We start from the raw sequence: 23,121 nt of genomic DNA, 5'->3' as shown, positions 1-23,121 counted from the left end.
CAACAAAGATTAGGTTCCAGAAGTCCAGGAATTGATGTACTCAATTTGGTCTGCTGTCAGAGTATCAATGTGAATACCCATAGCTTCCAACTTCAAACGAGCAATTTCTTGGTCAACTTCTACAGGAATAGAGTGTAAACCGGGTTCCAATTTACCTTTATTCTTCACTAAGTATTCAACAGCCAACGCTTGGTTAGCAAAACTCATGTCCATAACTGCGCTGGGGTGTCCTTCAGCAGCAGCTAAGTTAATCAAACGTCCTTGTCCTAATACCACAACTGACTTACCACTGGTCAATTTATACTCTTCAGTGAAAGGACGGACATCCTTGACTTCCTTGGCTTGAGATTTCAAGTATTTTAAATCAAGTTCTAAATCAAAGTGACCGGAGTTACAAACGATCGCACCGTCTTTCATGACATCGAAGTGTTCACCACGAATTACGTGCTTGTTACCTGTCACAGTAATAAAGATATCACCATAGGTGGCAGCTTCCGCCATTGGGAGGACACGGAAACCATCCATAACGGCTTCAATTGCTTTGATGGGGTCGATTTCGGTAACGATGACATTACCACCCATGCCACGGGCGCGCAGGGCAGTACCTTTACCACACCAGCCATAACCCACAACGACGATATTCTTACCAGCTAACAAAATATTTGTAGCGCGGATAATGCCATCTAGGGTTGATTGCCCAGTACCATAGCGATTATCGAAGAAGTGCTTGGTGTCAGCGTCGTTGACGTTCATGGCGGGGAAGGTGAGAACCCCATCGTTGAACATAGCGCGTAAACGAACAATACCAGTTGTGGTTTCTTCGGTGCTACCAATCAAATCAGCAATTTGGTGTTGACGGTTTTGAACCAATTCTGCTACCACGTCGCTACCGTCATCAATGATGATGTTGGGGCGATGATCTAGGGCGATTTGTACGTGGCGGTTATAGGTGGCGTTATCTTCACCTTTTTGAGCAAATACGGGAATTCCGTGATCAGCTACAAGACTCGCTGCTACGTCATCTTGAGTGGAAAGGGGATTACTAGCAATGAGAATCGCATCAGCACCACCAGCTTTTAAGGCGATCGCCAAATGTGCTGTTTCTGTGGTCACGTGGGAACAAGCTACAAGGCGTAATCCAGCAAAGGGCTTTTCTTTGGCAAAGCGATCGCGAATCTGCTTTAATACAGGCATCTCGCGTCCAGCCCAGTCTATGCGCTGTCTTCCCAAGGGAGCTAGGGCGAGGTCTTTAACCTCGTGCTTTAATCGGGGAGAAGTTGCAGTCATCAAAAATTTCCTCAGAAAAATAAAAAGGTTACGTAAAAATTACGCACTCTACTAGGGTATTGTACAACTGGTGATTTTGGTTTTGATTCACCATGAAGCTTGTTAATTGTACTCTTTTCTCGCTTGACCTAGCAGAGCTTTTAGGTTAACTTCATACCTGATTTTTCTTTTTTGACTAAATTTTTGCTAAGAGTATTATGAGTGGCTCTCTATTGTTACCCAGCGCAGATGAAGTAAATTGTCATCTATCAAAAGTTAGAAAAATTTTCTAACTTTAAAGACTTTACTTTAGATAGGTACATTTACACCAGCCAGTCTTAGAGGATGGCTCTGGAAGTAGCGGATGGTAAATTTTGTTTAAGGAGGTATTTAAGTGCGCTTGCAATTTTTGGCGATCGCCAAGCGAGTCCTGTTGTCCAATTTTGCTTCTATTGAGCATAAACAGGCATTATTAGACGAAAATTGCCTTGGTAATAGCCGGAATGCGGCAAAGCAAATGCCAGGTTTACAAGTATCTCATCAAGCCTCCCACAAACCAATGAGGCGGATATCACCCCAAGCTATTTTAGGTAAAGGTGTGATGGTGACAATGGCAAGTTCAATGGCTATAGCTGTTGTTTTGATGCCAAAAGCCTCAGCTCAACTTCCCATTTTACCTTTTCTACAATCTCCCAATGGTGTCAGTACTGATGCAGATAGCAGAATTGTTTCCGGGTGGATTTATTTGGACGGCTACCAAGTATTTCAGGTAGCAGCCACAAGAAGCAATTTTGCGGAGCGTTCCCGAAACATCCAACAGAATTTAAATCAAATCTTCCAAAATTACTTGAGTTCATCTCAACCAGAAAGTCAGGTGGAAACCCGGACATTAAATGGATTACCAGTAATTTATGTTAATGGTCAATACCTGATGACCGTTACGAGCGAAGATGCCAGACTGCGAAGAGAAGAGCCTGCTGTATCGGCAGTTCAAATCACCGAACAGTTGAAAGGAGCCTTGCGAAGAGCTACCAGACAGCGAACAACCGCATTTTTAATCAGGCAAGCTAAAATTGCTGGTAGCGTTGGATTGTTAATCATTGTATTAAGCGGGGGAGTATATTACTTTCAACGCCGTTCCAAAGAACATTCAAAACGCCCCATCCTCCCGATTGCAGATAATGCTCAACATCTGACAACTCAACTAAATAAACAGCAAGATAGAGATATTCAAGAAGTCAAAAAAAGACTTTTTCAATTAACTCAATGCGGAATTTGGGGAGGTGGAGTTGTTTTCATATTGGGTCTATTTCCTTATACGCGAGCGTTTCAGGTGGGGATTCTTTCGGTTGCCCAAATTCCTCTAAGATTGGGGATTGTGTTATTAGGAATTTATGTGGCAATCCGTTTCACCTATGCTCTCATTGATCGCTTCACTTCTACTTTGATTAGCAGTGGTGTTTTAGTAAACTCAGAAGCTAATAAACGGATGGAACTGCGAGTTTCGACATTTTCTGGTGTAACTAAAAGTATTACAACTGGGATTTGGTTGGGAGTTGGCGTTTTACTATCCCTGATTGCCTTGGGGATAGATATTATTCCCTTATTAGCAGGTGCTGGTTTAATTGGTGTGGCATTATCCCTGGCTTCCCAAAGTTTAATTAAAGATGCCATTAACGGTTTTCTGGTCATCGTTGAAGACCAGTATGCTTTAGGCGATGTGATTGTTGTGGGAGACGTGGGAGGCTTAGTAGAAAATCTCAATCTGCGGATAACTCAGTTGCGGGATGCCGAAGGGCGTTTGATTACAATTCCTAATAGTGAAATTAAAGTTGTGGCCAATCTCTCAAGCCGTTGGTCACGAGCTGATTTAACTATTCCGGTTGCTTACCAAAATAACATTGATGATGCTTTGCAGTTGCTGAAACAGGTAGCTGCGGAGATGAATCAAGATTCGCACTGGAAAAATTTAATAGTAGCACCGCCTGAAGTTTTAGGCATAGATAACTTTGGCGATCGCGGTTTGATGATTCGTGTCTGGATTAAGACATTACCCCTGAAGCAGTGGGATGTGGGACGAGAGTTTCGCCGTCGCTTGAAAATCGCCTTTGATCACGCCGGATTTGCTATTCCTGTACCTCAACAGGGTATTTGGCTAAATGAAGGTCAATTACTACACTCGGAAGTGAATGGGAAATCTGAGAGTAATTGATAATTCGTAATTCGTAATTCGTAGTTGCAATTAGTGGGTATTTGTACTTTTCATCCATTGATTTCTAAATCTTAGATTTGGATGGGGACTTATACCCAATACCTTTCGGTTAAGGGATGTAGAGACGTTCAATGGAACGTCTCTACAAGAATTTTTGGCTCACAAATTTGCTTAAACTAACAGTATTGGGCTTATACCCTCTTAATTATGAATTACAGGATGTTTGAAAAGTTTTGGGCGAATATAATTCCCGGCTATACAAACTAGACGCGAATTATATTCGCTAGGGCTGTAATAAATTAGACTTAATGACCAGCAAATAGTATCTTGCCAGCATAGAACACTTGTACTATAATAAGGTATAGCGCTCACCAAGCCGAGTGAAGAACAAAACGGCTCTGCAAAAGAGTTTTGGAAGATGGATTTAAGGGTTAGTTCCATGATTAAGCATTATATTCTCAACCTCAATCCGACTGCCAAGCATGAATGGGATCGGTGTATTTTACGTGATCCACTGACTGCGAAACGCCCGGACATTGCTAAATTAATAGCTGAAGCTGTTGGTACTGACTCTGGTAGTTTTTTAGTGAGTGTAAATATTGAAGTCCAAGTTTTAGAACAAGCTGCTGCGCCTCAATCTGAACAACTTTCGCTGCCATTTGCAGAGTTAAATATCCCGTCACAATTGCGAGAAGTGGCGTAAGAAATTAGGCAAAGGTGCAGGGTTCTTCTCTCTCAGCACTTTTACCCTACTCTTACTACCCTTCTTCTCTTTCTTCTTCTTTCTCAGCACTCAGAACTTTTTAACAATGGAAGAACTAAGTAATTATCCCACTGCGATCGCTCAAGCTGCCCAACGTGTGAATGAAATCGATTCTCAGTTGATGGCCGTACAACAGCAGATTGACCGATTTGAAGGTAACGCGGATCGTGCTGCTGCTTTTGATATGGATTTAAAAAATGATGCCCAACGCAAAGCCCGTCGCTTTGAAGTTCTGCTAGTGAATCCAGAATATCAAAAAGCTATGGATACTCAGATACGGTTAACTGGGGAAAAAGCCAATGCAATCGCACAGTTAGAATATCTGCGTAACCAGTTCAGTGTAGCAAAATTATCAGCCAGATTAGCGATCGCGCATCAACTCACTGACTTTGAATCTCGTGAATTAGTCGGTTTGTAGTCATCTGATAACTGATTTAACAGTTTCGCAATTTGCTGATTAATGGCTACTATATCAAAACGCACGGAAGCGATCGCTTTACCACGATTGGCTATACTTGCAGTCATTTCTGTTTCTGCAACACAAGTATTAATCACCTGTGCCAACTCTTGACTTTCTCCTGGTGTCACCAGAAAACCATTAACACCGTGTTCCACTAATTCTATTGCGCCCCCAGCTTTGGCGGCTACCACTGGCTTACCGCATAGCATCGCTTCAACAATCACTCTCCCAAAGGGTTCTGGGGCTGTTGAGGTGTGTGCTACCAAGTTACAAGCTGCCATTAACTGGGGAACATCTGCCCGAAATCCTAAAAATTTTACCCGGTTTTCCAGTCCCAATTTTGCAACTTGTTCATGCAATTGCTGCACATAATCTTGTTCACCAAACAGGGCATCACCAACTAAAATTACTGTCACTTCTGGCGGACATTCAGATAAAGCAGCAATTAAAATATGTTGCCCTTTCCACGGCGCAAGTCGGCTAAAGTGTCCAACTACAAATTTCCCTTCTAGCCCTAACTGTTCCCGTATTTTTTTAACTTCAAATTCAGAAGTTTGATAATTCTGCGAGTCAAAACCATTATAAACAATTTCCGTAAGTTTTTCCTGGCCTCCGGCTTGAACAAAAGCTGTTTGACTAGCTTGAGAATTAGCAATTACTAATGAGGCAAAATAATTTGCTAAAGTAACGGCAATTCGCAGATTAGTTTGGCTAAAGTGTTCTGAAGAAAGAATATCATGTAAATGATAAACCAAAGGACGACGGGCTAAAAAGCTGGCCAATGCGCCAATCACTAAGGCTTTTTGAGTGTTGGCGTAGATGACATCATATTTTTTAGCTGTTTGTACCACCTTTGCTAAGAGTGGAGCAATTTGTCCTACACTGGCTAAAGATTGGAGGAAGTTGCTTTGTTTGCGGACCTGAATGGGTTGATTTGCTAATATTTCTACCGGGATATCATGCTGTTGTAGTAACTTCCTAAAATCACCATCGGCGAACAAGCCTACCAAAGAGCGATCGCGATATGGTTTAGCAATATCTATTAAACACAATTCCGCGCCACCAGGTTTACCACTTTGGTCTAAAAACAGAATTTTCATATATTATAATTTTTGTAGTCTATTCTACGAGCAAGTTGTTAAACCAGTGACATTAAGCTAAGAGAACCTGCCGCACTTGCTGAGTTATATGTTGCCAATCAAAATTATTAACTGCATACTCGCGACAGGCTTGACGTGAAGGAATTGATAAATTGCCTAAAAGTATCTGGGCTAATTTTTCTGCAATCGCCGAGGCTTCGGCAGAATCAGTAATTAAATCTGGTGAAAATGGTGATAAAATTTCTGGCATCCCCCCAATTGGGGTACATAAAACTGGTGTACCACAAGCTAAAGATTCGATAACTGCTAATCCAAACCCTTCAAAACATTGGCTGGGCATCACTGTTAATTCCGCCGCTTGGTAAGCTAGGGGTAATTGGTTCTCAGGTAGAAATCCTAAAAATTTTACGTTCTCTTCTAAACCTAATTCTTGAACCTGCTGTTGTAGTGTAGCTTGCATATAACCACGACCTGCGATCGCTAGCCAAATATCTGGAACTTGTGGCTTAATAATTACCAGCGCCTGTAGTAATTTGTCAATCCCAACTCGCTGTACTAAGCGGCGGGATGTAAATAATATGCGGCGACTTTCCGGCCAGCCTAGCTTTTCGCGTGCAACTTGGCGTGATAAGTGGGCTTGAAACCAATTAACATTCACTCCCCCAGGTATGATATATATTTTCTCCCAAGGTATTTGATACTGTTGATGTAAAATGTTACCAAATGCTTTACTGAGAACAATGAAGCGATCGCAACGATTATAAGTACTTTGTTCTATTAGCCGTCGCTTGAGAAAAAGATTCAATTGATTACTAACAGTTTCTTGCTGACTTTCAGCAGCCCAAGGGCCATGAAAGTTAAAAGTTATGGGTACACCTTTGGGTAAAAGATCCAAAAGCGGAAAGCTATATAATGCAAAATGCAGATTAATTGCATCTGGTTTGCTATTTCGTGTTTTTTTAAATTTGTCACGAATAGATACCAGTCGTTGCAAAATTGCCTGATCTGGTTCAGCCAAGTTAGTCAGCTTCATTGGCGAATTTGATTCAGTTTCTGGTAAACCAACACCACATAGTTCTATTTGGTCTTGATTAGCAGCTAATCTATGGGTTAGTTCATAAATATACCTTTCTAATCCACCAGGAGTTTTGGGAAACCAGCCTATTCCCAGTGTGAGAATAGATGCAGACGGTGAATAAAAATGTTCTTTTTTACCTTGCATTTACTTAGCTCCTATAATATATTCAGCAGGCATATATTTTTTCATACCAAGCTCAATTACTGTTTTTGAAGTCAGCTATAAATTTATGTAATGCTGCTAATACTTCTATCGTCTCATTATCGACAGAATCAGTAATTTTCACGTCATACTCTGTAGATATTTCCAAAAGCTACTAATTCACAAGCTATTTTTATATGTAAAAAATTAGTTAAATTAGTTTGTGGTAAATTAAGTCTGAGTGTCTGTATTGATATTTACTAATTTTGAATTATTAAAGGTTAATAGTAATACATTAAATTAGTTTCAAGTTTAAATGATTATAAGTAATTAAAATTTTTGTATTTTTTTTGTAAATATTTGATGAACATCAAAATTTTAGGAACAATTCTTGATTATTAGATGTATATATAATAATAAACAAACAAGGTCGCTCAATATAAAAGCTGGCATGGGGTGCAAATAAATATGACAGTTCTGGCAAAAGCAAGCATCTAAAATCTATCAGGGAGTATTGCCGGATTGTTCATATTTGACCATTAACGTTGAATCGAAACTTCAGCCTCTACACAATTGAAGCCGTGGTAAAAAATATACCCATTTCCATGTATGCTTTTGGACTTAAAATCCTCATGTTTAGAGATTATTTGGATTTAATCTCCGTCCTGAATGCCAAGAATCATAATATCTGAAAATTATATGCGAAATAGACTAGTACAGCAGTTTGGCAAAATTTACCAAAAGCTTGATCAACACATTAACTGGCTATCTCAAAATACAAATATTCAGAGGTTAAAATCCGCGAAATTTTTAGTGATTATAGCTACAATCACAGTTTTTACGACCATTGGAATTTCAAATGATTGGGCTAATAGTAGAACACTTGAACCCACATATCAAACGTCTTGGATTGGTAATACATTTGGTGGTGGAGAAAAGTGGGTACAAAATAATATTGAGGCGATGTATGTTGCCTCTGATGGCACAGTTTATACTAATAGTGCCTGGGACGAAGCCGGCAGAGAAGCAGGAATATATAAAGATGGTGATGTTATTGGTAAATTGAGTGATACCCACGGTTGGAGTCGTCTCGGAGGCCAAGCTGTAACGGCAAACAGTAAATATATTTACATTGCCATGCGCCAAGGTTTTGTGGACAGAAAAGATCAAGATTATCCTGCCAAAGGTACAACTTGGTATTGCGTCAGACGCTATGACTTATCTGGGAAATCTGCGCCTTTTACTGAGGGACGTGGTTGGGATCAGAGTATGATTATTGTCAGTAATCAAGGTGCAGTGACTGGATTAGCAACGCGGGGAAACGAGTTATATGTCAGTGATACTGCTGCTAATCGTCTGCGTGTCTACAACACCGAGACAATGAAGGAATTACGCAGCTTTAATGTGACGAGACCGGGGGGAATAGCTGTTGATAAACAAGGTAATCTGTGGATTATTCAACGTAAAAATGGCAGTAATGCTGCGAAGATTCTGCTTTATTCTCCAGAAGGAAAGAAATTACCCCAAGAGATTACTAATATTGTAGAACCCAGCGCGATCGCAGTTGATCCGCAAGACAGACTTTTGGTAGCTGAAAATGGCCCCCGCCAGCAAGTACTGATTTACCAAACTAAAAATCCGCCAGTTCAGGTGGGAACTTTGGGTAGCCAGAGGGGAGTTTATGGAGGTGTTGCGGGTGAAGTCAAAGATTTGAAATTTTACGGTTTAACCGGAGTTGGTGCAGATTCCGCAGGTAATGTCTATGTAAATAGTAATGGTTTTAATTATTCCGGCACAGATTTACGCAAATTTTCCGCATCGGGAAAGCTGTTATGGCAAGTATTGGGATTAATATTTGTTGATAATGCTGATGCTGACCCCAAGACGAATGGAGTTAATTTCTTCACCAAACAAGAACAATATGTAATGGATTATGGTAAACCGGCTGGTAAGCAATGGACTTACAAAGCCTACACCTTAAATCCTTTCAAATATCCCCAAGATCCACGGTTGCATACATCGCCAGATGCTACCTGGGTGCGCCGCATCCAAGGGAAACCCTTTGTTTTCCTGACTGATATGTATGAAAGCTTTCTCCAAATTTATCGCTTCAATCCCAACACAGATGGCAAAATTGCGATTCCGGCGGGAATGTTTGTGGGGACTCGTGGTGGTGGAGAAAAATCAATTCAGGGAGATTGGCCACCGCAGCAACCAGAATCAGGAGAATGGATTTGGCGCGATCGCAACAATAACGGTAAATTTGATCAAGGTGAATACGATAGTACCGAAGATTATCCTTACATCGGGGGATGGTGGGTAGACACTAAAGGGGATGTCTGGAAAACTGTGCGAACCAAAGAAGGTATTCGCCACTATCCTTTGCAGGGACTAGATACTCATGGAAACCCCATCTACACCTATAGTTCCATGCAAAAGCAAAAAACCCCCAGCCTATTTACGGATTTGCGGCGGATTGAGTATTTGCCAAAAACCGACACGATGTATTTATCAGGCTTTACAGTAGACCATCCAGCCGTTGGTGATGACACTAAAGTTCTGGGATCTGAGATTGTGCGTTTTGATAATTGGAGTCGGGGTAATAGAACACCCCGTTGGCGAATAGTAGTTCCGCACGATACCACTGGTAAACGCGAAGTTTCCACCGCAGCTATGAGTATAGCTGGAGACTATGTTTTCGCCGTGACAGTCAAAACAGCAGAAGTCTATATGTATAACGCCAAAACAGGGGCTTTAGTGAAAAACTTAAAACCAGGCCCAGAAGTTGCAAATGAAAGTGGCTGGATTGATATCCCCTATGGAATTCGTGCTTTTAGACGAAACAATGGTGAGTATCTCGTATTTGTAGAAGAAAATGCTAAAGCTAAAGTAATTGTGTATCGCCTGAACTTTTAAATTTGGTTTTTGTTGGTGTAGCCTAACGTACCACAACCTGAATAATTATAACCGGGTTTCTGACTGTCGTCTAGCAACCCGGTTTCTGTTTGTCTGGTTTTTTCTTTATTTACTCTGTGGCAGAGAAAAACATATACCTATATTAAAAAAACAACCTACTTTAGGCATAAAAAACAAAATAATATTCTATCAATAAAGACATTCTTTTACATTTATAGGCTTTCTTCACAGAAAAAATAAATTTTGAGATTTGAATTTAGTAATAATTAAGTTATCGTTACAGCAGTTCCCGGTGTTATGAGGTACAGATATTAATGATAAAACTCTTGTGGTGCGGGCATCTTGCCCGCTATGTGTACCTCATAGCAGAAGGAAGTGCTGTATACAACAAGCAAAAAATACCATCATTTAGATCCACATCCAAATAATGTTTAACTTAACTTCTGATTCAAGAATCAAAAAAACTTGGAGACAACTTGCTGCGCGGATGAATTTTGGCAACTCAATTTAATTATTCGTTTTTTAATGAGGAATTAAGTCATGATGAAAGTTAAAACTCATTTAAAACATTTACAGACAATATTTCCTCATACCTGGTTAGAGCAATTACAATATCTCCACTCTAGATTATTGTGCCGATGGATTTTACTTCGGAGAAGTCAGCCTTTAGGATTTAATCAAAAATCAGCGATGGTGTTTTCTCCTCATCAAGATGATGAAACCTTTGGCTGTGGCGGGATGATTGCTCATAAGCGTGAACAGGAAATCCCAGTAATAGTTGTATTTCTGACAGATGGACAAGGAGCAGGATTTTCAGATTCTGCAAATACTCTCGTCCAAATTCGCCAACAAGAGGCAGTCACAGCATTGGCGATCTTAGGGGTAAAATCATCAGAAATCCACTTTTTAGCAAAACCAGATGGGAGTTTGCAAAATTTAACACCTGAAGATAGACAACAGACTATTTCTCAGGTATCTGCACTGATTCGATACTATCAACCAGAAGAAATATATGTTCCTCATCACAAAGATTGTCATAGTGATCATGAAGCGACATATCAATTAGTCAAAACAGCGATGTCTGATGAAAAGCTACTTGGCATCTATGCTCAAAATCAGATCACAGTTGAATTGCTCCAATATCCGATTTGGTTATTTTGGAGAGCGCCACTATTTATTTTACTCAAATTACAGGATATAGCAGCCGCGCACTGGTTTTCAATCACACCAGTTCAAGAAAAGAAAAATCGAGCGATCGCTTCCTATAAATCTCAAATGGAAAACTTACCTCGTGGCTTTATTAATCGCTTTTTAGACTCTTATGAAATATTTTTTAAAGTCATTGATTAACGGCTGAGGAGAAAACTATGCGGATATTACATATTATTAACCATGTTCAAAATGTTGGTAACGGCATTGTCAATGTGGCAGTAGACTTAGCTTGTTTACAAAGTAAATATGGTCATACTGTGGCTGTAGTCTCCGATGGCGGAGAATATGAGATATTATTAGGATCTTATAATGTGAGACACTGGCGATTAAGTCAGACAAGGGAACCTCTAAATATTCTCAATGCTGCTTGGCGCTATCAGCAGATTGTCCAAGAATTTCAGCCAGATATTGTTCATGGACACATGATGACAGGGGTAGTAATAGCAGGGATGTTCAAAAACCACTGTAAATACACATTAGTTTCTACCGTACATAATGAGTTTCAGCGTAGTGCAGTACTCATGGGATTAGCTGATCGGGTAATTGCAGTTAGTCATGCAGTAGCTAACTCAATGGTAAAGCGTGGGATACCAAAGGAAAAGCTGCGGGTAGTCTCCAACGGGACATTAAACAGTCCCCGACATCGCAGTATTAAAGATTACCAACCACTACCCCTACAGCGTCCAGCAATTACCACTGTGGCCGGGATGTATTCTCGGAAAGGAATTATTGATTTAATTGCAGCTTTTATCAAAGTTGCTGAAAAGTTTCCCCACGTACATTTATATTTAGTTGGAGATGGGCCAGATCGCCTAATGTTTGAAGCTATGGTGCAAAAGACTGCTTATCGCGATCGCATTCATTTTGAAGGTTTCCAGCCAGAACCGCAACGCTATATGCTATCAACGGATATTTTTGTTCTGGCTTCTCATTGCGAATCCTTTGGTTTAGTGCTGACAGAGGCGCGGGAAGCAGGATGTGCAATTATCGCCAGCGATGTAGATGGTATTCCGGAAACTTTAGATAATCGTCAAGCTGGTATTTTAGTTCCACCCCAAGATAGCCAAACTTTAGCCACAGCTTTGACACAATTGCTGAGAGATTCCGTACAACTACACAAGTGGAAATGTCGCGCCCAGGAAAATTTACAGCGTTTCAGCGCTGCGCGTGTGACTGCGGAAACGCTGGCTGTTTATGACGAATTAGCCACTAACTACAGTCTCCCGGAAGTCCTCGCCAGACAAGAAGTTTTAGTTGGTAAATAAAAAGGAATAAAAGAATTAAATTCTTTTTAATTAAATATAGAAATCCTGTTTGATTTATGAAAAAAATCAATATTTTCGGGTGCGCTAGGATAAACTATAACGCACTCTACTGCTGTGGAAAGCTTAAAATGTTGCAAAAAATTATAGGTTGGGTTGAGGAAGGGAAACCCAACATTATTGGCAGCTTTGGGTTGCGCTACGCTTAACCCAACCTACGTTTAATGCACTATTTTAGGCGTGTCAGTCCATTACTTGTTTGTTGGTTGTAGGGAATGATATTCGCCGATAGCGTAGCGTGGTGTTAGGCATAAACTTCTTAATTTTCGGCTAATAATGCCTTTGTTGCTGATTCTCCAGATTTTTGCAATTGGCGCTTAGTTTGTAACAGCAATAAGCCTAAAATTGCAGTGTGTCCTAAAATTGCTAGGAAAGGAAGCATTGCACCTAATGCACTATTACTTGGTGGGTCTAAAAACAGAATTGGTGCAACTATAGAAAACAACCACAGAAAAGTTTGATTCCCAGGGTCGTTAAATAACATAGATAAAACAATCGGTGGCAAGATAATTACAGCACCCACAATGCCATTTGCCCATAATAATCTCTGCCCATTTTTCATGAATAAAAGTAGTTGGGCTAAAGATGCATAGATCATTAATAAAGTAAAGGCGAAAATTAAAGCTGTAAAACCACAAGTTTTGTCAAATCCCTGAATCGGTTGTACGGAAACAAATATACTCATACCGATAACAGCAATTAAAGCATTGATGGCGATCGCCAGTACACCCGGACTTTTTTCACCTTGAATCAAATCCTTGATTAACTTGCGCTTACCTGAATGTTTAGCAGCATAAATGTGGCGATATCTAGCCCAATCTTGTAGTGTTTTGCGATTCGGCATCAGTGCAGCAATCAGATATAAAAATAGTCCCATGTACAAAAACATTAATATCCCTAAATTCTCCTGTAGTCTTGATAAGGAATAATTTTTATCAACTACATTTGGCCAAGTAGCGCATCCTAAAACAATGGCTGTAAAGCTGGTAGTGAGTAAATAACTCTGCTGCTTACTCAACATTGTGGTGTTGGGATCACGATAGCAACGTTGTAGAGATTGCCAGATAAAGTAATTTCCAATTAAGTAAATTGCTAAAGTAAAACCGCTTGTGATCACAAAGCTATCTCCAAATGGCAAACCAAACCAATGAAAATTAGCAAGTTCAAAACTGTCTACAGAATGGGGAATAAAATATTGTGGACTAATCAGCCTTAATACTACAAATTGATTTTTAGCTGCAAGATCATATCTTAGTCCTTTTTCAGTAAACAGCAGAAAAACCAAAATAAATCCACTTCCTAACCAAGCTTGAAAACCACCTAACCAAGAAGCGATTAAGCCAAATAGTAATGCACCACTGTAGTAGAAAAGACTAGAAGCAAGCAAAACCACATAAAAAATCAAAATTTGAGCTAAAGGAAGTTTGGCATTCAAGCCTAACCAAAAATGTAGAGGCATTGCCAGTAACATGGCAACATATAAAATGATAGGAACACCAAGCATTTTTCCCAAAAGAATACTTTGGGGTGGTTGCGGGCTAAGACGAATGAAATTGAGTGTATCTCGCCTTTCTTCGGTGGCTAAATCATTGATAAGTAAATAAGTTCCACCTACTAAAATGGAAAAAATTCCCATTAAACTGAGGAAACTAAAAATATCTTGATACCATAATTGCCAGTTGATAATTAGATGATTATAATTATCAAAAATACATTCTGGTGAACTATATTGACTTATTCCTGTACAATACTTGTTACTATATGGCAATTTGATCGGGGTTGGCGGCAGTTGTGCTTGGAAAGACATGAAGAGGATAAACTGACCAAGCAAAGATATAAAGACTGCTAACAAAATGTTGCGTGTTTTTAAACGCCCTTTAATTTCTCGGAGGAATTGAGGGTTTAATTCGCCTAGTTTTGACTTGAGATTGAGCATAATTGGTAACTCCAATAATAGATAGTAATCATGCTTGACTGATGAATAATCAAAAACGAACCGCAAAGACGCAAAGAACGCCAAGGGACGAGGCTTTTTGCATCAGTTTCTAAGTTTCTGCTAGTAGTGCCTTTATTGCTGATTCTCCTGCTTTTTGCAATCGGCGTTTGGTTTGGAACAGTAATAAACTTAAAATACTGGCGTGTCCCAGAATTGCGACAAAAGCCACCATTGCACTTAGAGGAACATCTAAAATGACTACGGGTGCAACTATGGAGAACAACCACATAAATTGGTGGCTAGTATTAGAAAATACAATTCCTAAAACAATTGGTGGTAAACAAATTGCAGCAGCCAAGGTGGTATTAGTCCATAATAATCTTTGCTCATTTTTTGTGAATAATATTAGTTGAGCTAAGGCTGCATAAATCAGCAATAAGCTAAATGTGAAAATTAGAGCTACCACAGCATTAAGTGTATCAAGTCCATGATTAAATGACAAAGAAAGCGATACACTTAAACTGGTAATAACAATTAAAGCATTGATAGCGATCGCTAGTACAGCCGGACTTTTTTCGCCCCAAATTAAATCTTTGATTAACTTGCGTTTTCCTGGATGTTTAGCACTATAAATGTGCTGATATCTCGCCCAATCTTGTAGTGTTTGACGGTTTGGTGTCAGTGCAGCAATTAGATAGAGAAATAGCCCAAAGTTCAGAAATATTAAACTGATCAAAGATTCCTTATTTAGAGAGTTGACGCATCCTAATGTAATAATTGTAAAGCTAGTAGTTAGTAAATAACTCTGCTTTTTACTCAACATTGTGGCATGAGGAGCATGATAGCAACGTTCTATAGATTGCCAGATAAAGTAAGTTCCAATGGAGTAAACTAATAAACTAAATCCGGCGACAATAGCAAAATTATTTCCTAATGGTAGACCAAACCAACGGAAACCAACAAGGCTAAAATTATTGCCAGAATTAGGAATAAAATATTGGGGATTAATTAGCCTCAAGATTACCAGAAAACCTGGTATTTTACCATAAAATTCTCTCTGAGTCAATAGCAAAAAAACTATAAGAAAGCCGCTTGATAATCCTGCTTGGGAACGACCTAACCAAGAACCAACTAAGCTAAATAGTAATGCGCCACTATAGTAGAAAACAATAGCAGCTAACACAATCACATAAAAAATCAAAATCTGATGCAAGGGTAAATTTGCATTTATACCTAACCACAAATGGAAAGGAATTGCCAGTAATATGACAATATACCAAAAGATAGGAACCCCTAGCATTTTACCAAAAAGAATACTTTGAGATGATTGGGGACTAAGACGGATAAAATTTAGTGTGCCTCGTTTTTCTTCATTGGCTAAATCATTTATGAGTGCATGACTTCCACTGACTAAGAGGACAAAAATAGCTATCAAACTGACCCAATCAAAAACTGCTTGATAAAAGTCAGTATCATTGATCGTAGCTTGATCTATAAAAATAAACTGGGCAATAAAAGATATAATTATTGCTAAGAAAAGGGTGCGCGTTTTTAAACGTCCTTTAATTTCTCGTAAGAACTGCGGGTTTAATTCGTTGATTTTAGAACTTAAATTAAGCATATTTTGTGACTCCAAAAATGAATAATTAAAATTATGAATTTATCAAGAGGCTTGTTTGTGTCCTAACTTTAAGAAAATGCTTTCTAAGTCTTCTTGAGTGCAGTGAAAATCAGTTATGGGAATCTGGGAAATAATGAGCGATCGCAATAAATCAGCAGCATCTTCTTGTGTCCCTGAAAAGTTAACTCGTAAGCTGTTTTTACCCTGGATTTTTTCCCATTCTTTCACCAAAGGATGATTTTTTAATTCACTTTCAAGAGATTTTAAATTCCCCAAAGTTGATACAATAATTTGTTGGCGAGAAAGTCGTTTGTAAAGTTCTTGCAGGGAAGCACTTTCGACTAAAAAACCCAACTCCATAATTCCGACAGAAGTACACAGTTCGGCTAAATCACTGAGAACATGGGAAGAAATTAAAATTGTCATCCCCGCTTCTTGCAATGATTTAATAATTTGCCGAAACTGCATCCTCGCAATGGGGTCAAGCCCAGAAACAGGCTCATCTAAAAGTAGTAAAATTGGTTCGTGAATAATCGTTCTGGCTAAACTCAAACGCTGTTTCATTCCCCTTGATAGGGTAGAAATCAGACTATGACGTTTATTCTCAAGTTGGATCAGTTCTAAAACTTGATGTAAGCGTTGAGTGCGCCGTGGTTCTCGCAAACGATACAACCGCGCAAAATAATCTAAGTAATCCCAGACGGTTAAATCTTCATACAAGGGATAGTCATCAGGTAAGTATCCCAGGAGACGCTTAATCTTAGAGTTACTCTTGTCAAGTCGCAAGCGATCGCCATTAATATAAATCTCACCCATCGTTGGTTCTTCCGCAGCAGCCAACATCCGGATCAGACTTGTTTTACCAGCACCATTCGGGCCAATTAATCCATACACTTCACCTACTGGGATTTCTAAGTCAACTTCATTTACAGCAATGTGTCGTTCAAATTGCTTAGTTAATCCACAAGTCCGAATCGCTAATTCTCTGACCATAGCTGCTACAGTCCGGCTGTTTGTTAAAATACTAACATATCCTTTATATACAGCATTCGTCAGTCTTGTTGCGGAAATTGAAACTGATTTTCTTCGGGAAATCTGGGGGCGTAATTCCCACAGAATAGACTGTACATAAATTTTGAGTTCCTTTGACCACCTGAAAAGATTTAATATGAATAATTATTACGCCAAGCTTTCGATGTTGACATTATCACTGTTATTGTTCTTAGATCCCGTTCATCTAGTCTTTTCATCATCAACCTCAGCCCAAACCAGCCAGTGTCAGCAACGAAAACAGCAAGATGTCGAGCTACAAATTATTAGACTTGTATCAGATGCTGAACAGGAAATTAACAGAGCCATAAATCAGCCAGCAATAGGGCAAATTACCCAAGCTATCCAAATTGCTCTAACAGCTAATAATCCCAAAGTAACGACTAACTTGCTCAACTTATTAATAGATAGTAACGTGGTTGAAGAATCACTGTTAGGAAAATTAGTTCAACAATCAGAACCTAGCCAGAAAGCACAAATAAATAATTTATTAAGTTCGGCAACGCGCCTCACACAAACTTTAAATAGTGGTTACAGTTTCGTTAAAACCAGAAGTTTAACCAGACTTGCTAATTACTCACAGTCTTTATCATTGCTGACACAAGCATTAGTAGCCAGTAAATTCATTCAAGGAAACGAGTTTAAAACTAAAGCCTTAACTCCCATCGCCCAAGAATATCTGGCTTTTAAACAAACAGCCCAGGCAGAAAGTATTTTAAATCAGTCTCTACAATTTGCCCGACGAATTGAAACTCAAAATCCTCTGCGTCAAGCTTGGGTATTAGAACCTATTGCTATTACCTATGCCCAATTAGGTAAAACTGAAAGTGCTTTACAAATAGTTCCAGGAATATCACAAATATATTCCCGTTCCCAGATATTATTTGAGGTAGTCAAGCAGTTAGCTCAGACAAATCAATTAAAAGCGGCACAAAAGCAAGTAAAAAATATTCAAACATCTGAGTTTAAATCTAAAAGTTTGCTAGAAATTGCTCTAGCTTTTAGTAACAAACGACAAGACCAACTAGCAACATCAGCTTTTAATGAGGCACTGCAAGTAGCTGGTAATGATAGTAATGCTAATTATGCTCAAGCACCGTTAATCCAACTTTATGCCAGAAGAGGGCAGAGAGATGCAGCTTATGCAGCAGCCAAAAAACTGCAAATTCCTGAACAAAAAGCAGTTACCCTGGGTATTATTGCCAACGAATACAGTAAAGCTGGACAGGTGCAAACAGCCGATAAAATTATTACGGAAATGATTCCCCTAATTCAAACACCAGAGGGTTTAGACTCAGTAGGATATGTACAGAATATATTAGCAAATGCCATTGCTGACCAACAATACAAATTAGCTTTTGATTTATGGCATCATACGAAAGTACATGAATTTATCGGCAGAGAAAGTTGGTTATTACGAATTGCGGATGCGGCAATTAAAGCAGGTAAAATGGACGTAACTTTAGAAGCTGTTCAAAGTTTAGATCAAGCTGAAATTGAGCAGCTTAATAAACTTTTGCAAAAAGTGGCTTATGGCTATGCTCAAAATAAACAAATAGATAAAGCTCTAGCTATTACTCAGCAAATTAGTAATGCTGGTAGTTTACCATATCGAGTGTATACCTTAGCATTAATTGCTAGTGTATCTGGCAAAACTCCACAAACAGATAAAATCTTAACTCAAGCTGTTAACGAGGCGAGAAAATTAGCTCCTTCACAGAGGGCTGTGGGTTTGGCAAGTGTTGCACAGGCTTTTTTCAAGCTACAAAATCCGCAGCAGGGCAATAAATTTATTGGTGAAGCGATAAAGTCTATTGCAATTGAGCAAAACTCTACTAGTGAAAATAAATTGCAAACAATAGCAGACTCTCTAATTGCAGCTAAACAATATTCTGCTGCTTTGCAGGTTGTACAAGCTATGCCGACAGCATCCCAAAGTTACAAGTTGCCAGAACTAGCTAAAAATATGATTGAAAATGGCAAAGAAGCCACTAATGTTGTGCAGGTGATTAATCAAAATGTTAAAGTTCCAGAAAATAAAACTAAGGCTTTGATAACTATATCTGAAATTTATATTCGCGCTCAAAAAGTTAATTTGGCTAAGGAGGTTTTAAATTTAGCTTTTGCATCTGCTAAAACTATTTCTGATCCTGAGTCACGAGTTTTAACTTTTCGTACTCCCCCAGATGTGACGGTGGTGGATGATGATAGCGATAGGGCGAGTTCTTTGGAAAAAATTGCTTTGCTAAAAGCTCAACTTGGTGACTATAATCAGGCCGTGCGTGTTACTGAAGTGATTCAGGATAAAAAGCTGCGTAATCAAGTTATGCAGCAACTTATTTGTTATCGCTAGATACACAAGGGCGGGCATCTTTGCACTCTCAACAAGATTTATAATGATTTACTTGTAAAATGCTGTAAGAGGAACTAACCACAAAGGACGCAAAGTACACAAAGAAAGAAGGAAAAATAGAATTATCATCTGAATTATCTGTATTCATCTGCGGGTAAATTATCATTATTGCCATTGTACGGGGAAGCGATCGCCTGTTTCTTGAATAAACTGGTCTAAGCGTTCTAAACTCAGTGTACCTGGGACGGGATAACGGGCTGAAATATTGCGTTTGAGGTCGGTATAATAACGAATTAATGTTACGAAATTGCGGGGGAAATCTTCCTCTACCATGCCGATAAATTCACCCCGTCGGCGTGCGTATTTGAAGACTTCGCGCCATTGAGTAATGGTAGGTAAACCCACTGATTCCACGCCGTGGGAGAAGAGAATCATGAAAATCTCATCATATATGTCTGCTTGGCTCAGATAATTTTTAATCCAATCTAGGGAAGGTTCCATGTTAAACTTCATCCAGAATGGGACTGAGCCAGTACGTAAAGTCCACATAGGTTCTAGTAAAATGAAAGACTCTACTAACAATCGATTAGCAATGATTCCCCGTTGTTTGTACCACCAACGATAAAATTCAGCTACGAAAGGACTCAGGTGTTCTGGTTCTTGAAAGATAATTCGCCGGATATGATAACCGCGATCGCGGGCAAAGTTTTCCACATCTTGCCGTAAACTAGCTTCAAAACCCCACTCTGCTTCCGGACTTATTCCATCTGGTAGCGGTGCGTCCCAATGTCGCCGATGTGACTGGTATTTTTCTAAGTAATGAGCGACACGCTCGCTATTATCGAAGTATTCCTCTGGTGTCGCCCCACCCAACGCCCCAAACTGGAACAAATGGCGATCGCCTATTCGGGTTGTCCGCCAAGTGCGTTCACACTCTACAATAAAAATTGTCCCGCCTCTGGGTAAATTCTTTTCTAAAAAGCGCTTATAAGCTGAACTCAAACGTAAATATTTGACTCGAAAATAAGTCATCCCCCGTAAAGTCAAGCGGTCTTGACTGGGGTCATACATATGATGTAATTGCAGGTCAGGATTAGCATCTAGAAGGGGCTGGGCTTGTTGTCTACCCCACTCCATCGCCTTTTTTGGCTCATCGGGATGCAGTTCTGGATACAGCACCGGAATCAAAAAAGTTTGTGGTAGCCAAGGCATACCCAGCGCCGCACACAAATGCACCAGCGCCCCACTTGCAGAACCAATGGCTACGGCCTGATATTCATTTTGGGGATATTCACTGGTCATCCACTCTGAGACTACCTCAGAACTGACATCTCCCAATCGTCCGGGCGGGATTGATTCCCCGGCGCTACCAACTGTATAGATTAATTCTTTAGCTTGCCGAGGTAACTTATTCAGAGCCGTGGCAATTGGCTCTAGAGCAGTCGGCAATGTCCCCATTCCCGGAAAATCATCTCCGCGCAAGTAAGCGGCAGTGGCGCGGAGCATGGCTGTACCAGAGTCAAATCCGGCAATGTAAGGCGGAGCTACTCGGAATTGTGCCATGAAAGAAGCTAACATCCGATTATATATGGGCGTTTGCATTTAATTTCTCCTGAAACGAACCACAGAGGCGCAGAGGACACAGAGGAAAGAGATTTTGAGAGGTTTTTTGTGTTAGGTGATTGAGTGTTTTTTTGTTTGGAAGTCCTCAGATTCCATAAAGGCGCGAGTGACGCGGGTTAATTCTAGGGGTCTACTGTAATTTAGGGTATGTCCACCACCGGGAATGACAACCAGTCGAGCATTTGGCAAAAGCTGCACTACTTCCTCCGCCCACTGCTGCGGTACAACTGGGTCTTCTTTGCCACGTACAACTAATGTCGGTACGTGCATATACGGTAATTTGTCTTCGATGCGGTCTGAGAGTGCTATTTGGACAGTGCGAACAAGGCGCGGCCATCCCGCTACCCAGTAATCGTAAGCTTGAAGGGGAGCTTGGGATGGGTCTTCTAGGGGAGAATTGAGTAGTAAACGCCACATCTGCTGCGGTAAAGTGCGGGCGTGACGGTCGATGGTTGGCCCTTGTAATATTGCTCTTTCGATGCGATCGCCATAACGGACAGCAAATTCAACTATAATCTGACAACCGAAGGAATTACCCAACATTGTGGCGCGTTGAATGCCCACTGCATCCATCCATTTACACAAACTATCTGCTAATTCAGACAATTCCAAGGTGTATTTTGGCTTATCGCTTTTACCGTAACCAGGAAAATCAGGTACATATACTCGATAGTCAGGTGCTAGTAATTCCGCAGTCGGCATCATATAACTACTGGAAACCACAACTCCATGCACCAAAATCACCACAGGCGCGTCTACTGGTTCGGCTGACACTCGCGTGTGCATCGTTAAACCATCAATCATGGTATATTGACTCTGCAATCTCCCCTTACGTAAACTCATAATCTATTTTTCCTGACTCAGCACTTTTTTAAGAAAGGGGTAAACCAATTTTCTGTGCTGTGTCTCTAGCCATATCCCAAACATCTTGGGATGTTATGCCCCCAGTACCTATCCAATTGCCACTAATGCCTGTATAGTCGTGCATTGGCTCAAATACATTACCATCACTGAGGGGGGCTGGTTTGTGATCCTGAAAATGATCCTGGTCAACTTGCTTGGCCATCATCGGTTCAAACAGGTCAGGTGCTAAGGTTTTCTGTAAAAGCATCAGGTATACAGATTGACCAACAACAATTTCTCGTTCTGGTTTATTCACTAACCCCACAATAGCCTCAGCTACCTGTTTGGCGGGATATACAGGGGACATTGCCTTAGTTTGACGACCAGTGTAATTAGCTGCGTGTTGAAAAATTGGTGTATCTATAGAACCTGGTAAGACTGTGCAGACATGAATATCCTTGGCATTATCTAAATACAATTCCATCCGTAAAGAGTCGGATAGACCACGAATGGCATATTTACTGATAGTGTAAGGGCTGGTGTATGCTTGACCAGTTGCGCCAACCACAGAAGAAACGTTGATTAAGTTACCGCTACCTTGTTCTCGGAAGTGTGGTAGGACAGCCCGCGCACCGTAGATATAACCAAATAAATTTGTTTCAATAACTTGACGGAAAAGATCCGGGGGTGCTTCTTCAAAACGGGCAAATAAACTGACGGCGGCATTATTCACCCATACATCTATTCTCCCAAAATTAGCGATCGCCGCACGTGCTAAATCTTGAACTGCTGACTCTCTACTGACATCAGTTCGCATAGCTACAGCCGTTGCACCCAAGTGTTGGCATTCTTGGGCTACTTCCTCCAAAGCTTTTTCATTCCGTGCTGCTAACACCAAGGTGGCGCGCTGTTTGGCAAACTCTAGCGCTGTGGCACGTCCAATACCTGATGATGCACCTGTAATGACGATGACTGAATTTCTGATCGGTCGTGGCATCTTCCTTTCTCCTTAAGCCATGAGCTTTTATTTTTTTATAGCTATTTTTTTACAGCTTTTAGATTAAAAACACTCTCACTAAGATTACAAAATTTGATGCCATTTTTATGACAATCTTAAGATAGATATTTAATATTTTTGTCTAATTATTTAGAGAATTTCACCCGGCAAAATCTTGTAAATACCAGTTTGTTTGAGATGCAAGATTAAAAATTAGATAACTCGCGA

Annotated in this window: 16 protein-coding genes; 7 read left to right on the top strand and 9 right to left on the bottom strand. The window is 40.1% G+C overall.

Going from position 1 to position 23,121, the window contains the following annotated elements; genetic code table 11:
* Positions 1–9: 9 nt before the first annotated feature.
* On the bottom strand, positions 10–1,287 hold the full coding sequence (gene ahcY / locus ACM0OW_RS05245; RefSeq protein WP_414548986.1) for an adenosylhomocysteinase: 1,278 nt from the start codon (positions 1,285–1,287) through the stop codon (positions 10–12).
* Between the two features lie 601 nt (positions 1,288–1,888).
* On the opposite strand from ahcY, the gene ACM0OW_RS05240 reads away from it, so the two are divergent.
* From ACM0OW_RS05240 to ACM0OW_RS05230, 3 genes are all read left to right on the top strand, one after another.
* Positions 1,889–3,478 (top strand): mechanosensitive ion channel family protein, encoded by a 1,590-nt coding sequence (locus tag ACM0OW_RS05240; protein WP_414549183.1) that lies wholly within the window; start codon positions 1,889–1,891, stop codon positions 3,476–3,478.
* 439 nt (positions 3,479–3,917) lie between these two features.
* Positions 3,918–4,181: a hypothetical protein gene (locus ACM0OW_RS05235; protein WP_414548985.1), complete on the top strand. Its 264-nt coding sequence runs from the start codon at positions 3,918–3,920 to the stop codon at positions 4,179–4,181.
* 106 nt (positions 4,182–4,287) lie between these two features.
* The gene (locus ACM0OW_RS05230; RefSeq protein WP_414548984.1) at positions 4,288–4,659 is read left to right on the top strand and encodes a hypothetical protein; all 372 of its coding nucleotides are present in this window, start codon (positions 4,288–4,290) and stop codon (positions 4,657–4,659) included.
* On the opposite strand, the gene ACM0OW_RS05225 is transcribed toward ACM0OW_RS05230, so the two are convergent.
* Together ACM0OW_RS05225 and ACM0OW_RS05220 are read right to left on the bottom strand one after the other, a co-directional pair.
* Positions 4,617–5,801: a glycosyltransferase gene (locus ACM0OW_RS05225; protein WP_414548983.1), complete on the bottom strand. Its 1,185-nt coding sequence runs from the start codon at positions 5,799–5,801 to the stop codon at positions 4,617–4,619. The genes ACM0OW_RS05230 and ACM0OW_RS05225 overlap by 43 nt on opposite strands.
* Positions 5,802–5,853: 52 nt before the next feature.
* Positions 5,854–7,023 (bottom strand): glycosyltransferase family 4 protein, encoded by a 1,170-nt coding sequence (locus ACM0OW_RS05220; RefSeq protein ID WP_414548982.1) that lies wholly within the window; start codon positions 7,021–7,023, stop codon positions 5,854–5,856.
* A gap of 696 nt (positions 7,024–7,719) precedes the next feature.
* Here ACM0OW_RS05220 and ACM0OW_RS05215 point away from each other — a divergent pair.
* From ACM0OW_RS05215 to ACM0OW_RS05205, 3 genes are all read left to right on the top strand, one after another.
* The gene (locus ACM0OW_RS05215; protein WP_414548981.1) at positions 7,720–9,936 is read left to right on the top strand and encodes a hypothetical protein; all 2,217 of its coding nucleotides are present in this window, start codon (positions 7,720–7,722) and stop codon (positions 9,934–9,936) included.
* 543 nt (positions 9,937–10,479) lie between these two features.
* Positions 10,480–11,286: a PIG-L deacetylase family protein gene (locus ACM0OW_RS05210; RefSeq protein ID WP_414549182.1), complete on the top strand. Its 807-nt coding sequence runs from the start codon at positions 10,480–10,482 to the stop codon at positions 11,284–11,286.
* 17 nt (positions 11,287–11,303) lie between these two features.
* On the top strand, positions 11,304–12,413 hold the full coding sequence (locus tag ACM0OW_RS05205) for a glycosyltransferase family 4 protein (protein WP_414548980.1): 1,110 nt from the start codon (positions 11,304–11,306) through the stop codon (positions 12,411–12,413).
* 316 nt (positions 12,414–12,729) lie between these two features.
* Here ACM0OW_RS05205 and ACM0OW_RS05200 read toward each other — a convergent pair whose 3' ends face one another.
* The 3 genes from ACM0OW_RS05200 to ACM0OW_RS05190 form a co-directional block, all read right to left on the bottom strand.
* Positions 12,730–14,406 carry a hypothetical protein gene (locus ACM0OW_RS05200; RefSeq protein WP_414548979.1) on the bottom strand — a complete coding sequence of 559 codons (1,677 nt, stop codon included), beginning with the start codon at positions 14,404–14,406 and terminating at the stop codon, positions 12,730–12,732.
* Between the two features lie 109 nt (positions 14,407–14,515).
* A complete protein-coding gene (locus ACM0OW_RS05195; RefSeq protein WP_414548978.1) occupies positions 14,516–16,027 on the bottom strand; it encodes a hypothetical protein in 1,512 nt (503 codons plus the stop codon).
* A 42-nt stretch (positions 16,028–16,069) separates the two neighbouring features.
* Positions 16,070–17,020: an ABC transporter ATP-binding protein gene (locus tag ACM0OW_RS05190; RefSeq protein ID WP_414548977.1), complete on the bottom strand. Its 951-nt coding sequence runs from the start codon at positions 17,018–17,020 to the stop codon at positions 16,070–16,072.
* Positions 17,021–17,195: 175 nt separating this feature from the next.
* Between ACM0OW_RS05190 and ACM0OW_RS05185 the strand changes: the two genes are divergently transcribed.
* Positions 17,196–19,430 (top strand): tetratricopeptide repeat protein, encoded by a 2,235-nt coding sequence (locus tag ACM0OW_RS05185; RefSeq protein WP_414548976.1) that lies wholly within the window; start codon positions 17,196–17,198, stop codon positions 19,428–19,430.
* A gap of 165 nt (positions 19,431–19,595) precedes the next feature.
* On the opposite strand, the gene ACM0OW_RS05180 is transcribed toward ACM0OW_RS05185, so the two are convergent.
* From ACM0OW_RS05180 to ACM0OW_RS05170, 3 genes are all read right to left on the bottom strand, one after another.
* Positions 19,596–21,032, bottom strand: a complete 1,437-nt coding sequence (locus ACM0OW_RS05180) for a hypothetical protein (protein WP_414548975.1) — start codon at positions 21,030–21,032, stop codon at positions 19,596–19,598.
* Positions 21,033–21,104: 72 nt separating this feature from the next.
* The gene (locus tag ACM0OW_RS05175) at positions 21,105–21,896 is read right to left on the bottom strand and encodes an alpha/beta fold hydrolase (protein ID WP_414548974.1); all 792 of its coding nucleotides are present in this window, start codon (positions 21,894–21,896) and stop codon (positions 21,105–21,107) included.
* A 28-nt stretch (positions 21,897–21,924) separates the two neighbouring features.
* Positions 21,925–22,893, bottom strand: coding sequence for an SDR family oxidoreductase (locus ACM0OW_RS05170; RefSeq protein ID WP_414548973.1), 969 nt, complete (start codon positions 22,891–22,893; stop codon positions 21,925–21,927).
* Positions 22,894–23,121 lie beyond the last annotated feature (228 nt).

Source organism: Anabaena sp. CCY 0017 (assembly GCF_963920885.1).
Classification (GTDB): domain Bacteria; phylum Cyanobacteriota; class Cyanobacteriia; order Cyanobacteriales; family Nostocaceae; genus Nodularia.
Note: the sequence above shows the minus strand (reverse complement) of the source record. Positions and strands in the feature narration are given on the sequence as shown.